The organism is Devosia sp. (assembly GCF_041917035.1).
GTDB lineage: Bacteria > Pseudomonadota > Alphaproteobacteria > Rhizobiales > Devosiaceae > Devosia_A.
In genome coordinates this window covers 1-2,645 of the sequence record NZ_JAYRYM010000370.1, presented here as the reverse complement: position 1 = coordinate 2,645, position 2,645 = coordinate 1, and the positions used below count along the sequence as shown (strand labels likewise).

Here is a 2,645-nt window from a genome sequence, read left to right as displayed (position 1 = left end):
GGCAAGCTCGGGCGTGTAGCACAGCTCGAGGAACGTGCCGACCTCGGCGCGGATCGCGCGGTACTCGGGCAGATAGCGACCGGCCTGCCGCATGATCCAGACCGGCAATCGCTGCGGGCGTCTCCCCAGCACGGCTTCGAGCAGCGGCTTACCCACGGGACTGGCGGTCACGCCCCCCTCCAAAACAAGAGAATCTGGATTCTTCAGCATCATTATCATGGCGGTGTTTATCCGGAATTCCCGGATGCGCACAACCACGGGCCGGTGCGCCACAGCGGCACAGACAGGCACTGTCGGCCCCTGTGGAAATCCGTTGAGGCACATCCCGGGTCACGGGGCGACGGCCCCGGTTTACCGGAGGTTAACCATGCCACAAGGGTGAACAACCCGTTAACGGCCCTGTGCATGGCATGCAAAGTCTGGCCCCGCTCGTCCCCGTTTCCCCCGTTAACCGCTCGCTAACCATTTCGGGGCCGTTCCTGTGGATGGTCCGCAAGGCAGCGGGGAGAAGTCGACGGCCCGGCCCGATCCCTCCCTTGTCCACCGCCCTCCCACTTGAGCCAACAAGGACAGTGTGGAAAAGCTCGGCCATGCTGATCCTCGCCTCCAAGAGCGCCGCGCGACAGTCCCTGCTGGCCGGGGCCGGGCTGCGATTCGCCGCGAGTCCAGCCCAGATCGACGAGCGGGCGCTCGAATTGCAGGTGCTGGGGAAAGGTGGCGGGCCGATCGATGTCGCCCGGCGCCTCGCCGAGGCCAAGGCCCTGGCGCTGCCAGCGCGGCCCGGCCAGGTGGTGATCGGCGCCGATCAGGTCCTCGCCCTTGGTGGCGACCTGCTGCACAAACCGGATTCCCTCCCCGCGGCACGCTCGCAACTTGACCGGCTGCGCGGCCGTACGCATGCCCTGCACGCCGGTATCGCGCTCGTTGTCGATGGCAGCCTGTGCTGGTCGACGGTCGAGACGGCCAGCCTCACCATGCGGGCCTTTTCCGCGGCAGAGCGGGACGCCGTCCTCGCCCTCGAAGGCGCTGCGGCCCTCGCCTCCGTCGGTGCCTATCGGCTCGAAGGTCCCTCGATCCGGCTGTTCGAACGGATCGAAGGCGATTATTTCACCATTCTGGGCCTGCCGCTGCTGCCGCTGCTCGCAGCGCTCCGTCGGCACGCGCCGACCGTCATGGAGGACTCCTCGAGGTGAAGAAGGCCTTTGTCATCGGGCATCCGATCCGCCACTCGCGCTCGCCGCTGATCCATGGCACCTGGATCGCGCAGCATGGCCTTGCCGCCAGTTACGAGGCGATCGAGGTAACCCCCGAGGCGCTGCCCGGCTTCATCGACCGGGTGCGCGGCGGCGAATTCGTCGGCGGCAATGTCACCATACCGCACAAGGAAGCGGTCTTCGCGCTGTGCGACGAGGTCGATCCGCTGGCCCGCACCATCGCTGCCGTCAACACACTGGTCGCCGGCGCCCGGGGCCTGCGCGGCTTCAACACCGACTACATGGGGTTCCTCGGCAATCTCGATCAGGCGAGGCCCGGCTGGTCCGAGGGACTCGCTCGTGCCATCGTCCTGGGCGCCGGAGGGGCCGCCCGCGCCATTCTCGTCGCCCTGCGCGAGCGGGGAGTCGGCCAGATCGTGCTGCTCAACAGAACCCCTGAGAAGGCGGCAGAGCTCGCCGCCGAGATCGGCGGGCCGGTGGTCGCCGGTGGCCTCGCGGACTACGCGCGCCATGCCGGCGGCGCCGGGCTGGTGGTCAACACCACCTCCATCGGCATGCATGGAAGCCGCTTCGAAACGCTCGACCTCGGCCTGCTGCCATCAAAGGCCCTCGTCACCGATATCGTCTACGTGCCCCTCGTCACCCCGTTGCTTGCCGAGGCCCGGGCGCGCGGCCTTGCTACCGTGGACGGGCTGGGCATGCTGCTGCACCAGGCCGTGCCGGGCTTCGAGGCCTGGTTCGGCATTCGCCCGCAGGTGACGCCCGAGCTCCGCCGGGCCGTGGAGGCAACCCTCTAGATGCTGAAGCTCGGACTGACCGGCTCGATCGCGACCGGCAAGTCGACGGTGCTCGAGGCGTTCCGCTCGCTCGGGGTGCCGACCTTTTCGTCCGACGAGGCGGTACACGAGCTCTACCGCGGCGCCGCGGTCGGACCGGTCGGCCACGCCTTTGCCGGCGTGGTCCGGGATGGCGCGATCGACCGTGGCGCGCTGAGCCGTTTGCTTGTCGCCGAGCCCGCGCGGCTGCGCGAGCTCGAGGCCATCGTCCACCCGCTGGTGCGGGCGCGGATCGCCGGATTTCTCGCCGATGCCGAGGCCGCGGGCGCACGCCTCGCGGTGGTCGATATCCCCTTGCTGTTCGAGAATGGTGTCGATTGGGGTTTCGATGCCGTGGTCGTCACCACGGTCGATGAGCAGGAGCTGCGGAGGAGGGCGCTCGCCAGGCCGGGCATGAGTGTGGAAAAGCTCGAGGCCATCCTTGCCCGGCAGTGGACGCAGGCCGAAAAGATCGGGCGCGCCACCTATGTCTTCGAGACGTCCGGACCGATCGCGGCGACCCGGCGGGCGGTCGCCGCCCTGGTCCGGAGGCTCGACGCGCCAGCCGGGACCAGCCGATGAAGCGAGAGATCGTCCTCGATACCGAAACCACCGG

Annotated in this window: 4 protein-coding genes; 3 read left to right on the top strand and 1 reads right to left on the bottom strand. The window is 68.6% G+C overall.

All coding sequences use genetic code 11. The annotated features are described in order from the left end of the window. Window positions 1-210: uroporphyrinogen decarboxylase family protein (locus tag ACE3TU_RS21190; RefSeq protein WP_374627843.1), on the bottom strand; the 210-nt coding region annotated here is incomplete at its 3' end. Between the two features lie 380 nt (window positions 211-590). Here ACE3TU_RS21190 and ACE3TU_RS21185 point away from each other — a divergent pair. From ACE3TU_RS21185 to coaE, 3 genes are read left to right on the top strand one after another with little or no spacing between them, the layout of a single operon-like run. Beyond that, window positions 591-1,193: a Maf family protein gene (locus tag ACE3TU_RS21185; protein WP_374627842.1), complete on the top strand. Its 603-nt coding sequence runs from the start codon at window positions 591-593 to the stop codon at window positions 1,191-1,193. After that, the gene (locus tag ACE3TU_RS21180) at window positions 1,190-2,011 is read left to right on the top strand and encodes a shikimate dehydrogenase (RefSeq protein ID WP_374627841.1); all 822 of its coding nucleotides are present in this window, start codon (window positions 1,190-1,192) and stop codon (window positions 2,009-2,011) included. Before ACE3TU_RS21185 ends, ACE3TU_RS21180 begins: the two co-directional genes overlap by 4 nt. After that, on the top strand, window positions 2,012-2,611 hold the full coding sequence (gene coaE / locus ACE3TU_RS21175) for a dephospho-CoA kinase (RefSeq protein ID WP_374627840.1): 600 nt from the start codon (window positions 2,012-2,014) through the stop codon (window positions 2,609-2,611). Window positions 2,612-2,645 lie beyond the last annotated feature (34 nt).

Excerpts from the sequence above, each read along its gene's own strand:
- ACE3TU_RS21185 (WP_374627842.1), top strand. The coding sequence starts at position 591 with ATGCTGATCCTCGCCTCCAAGAGCGCCGCGCGACAGTCCCTGCTGGCC.
- coaE (WP_374627840.1), top strand. The coding sequence starts at position 2,012 with ATGCTGAAGCTCGGACTGACCGGCTCGATCGCGACCGGCAAGTCGACG.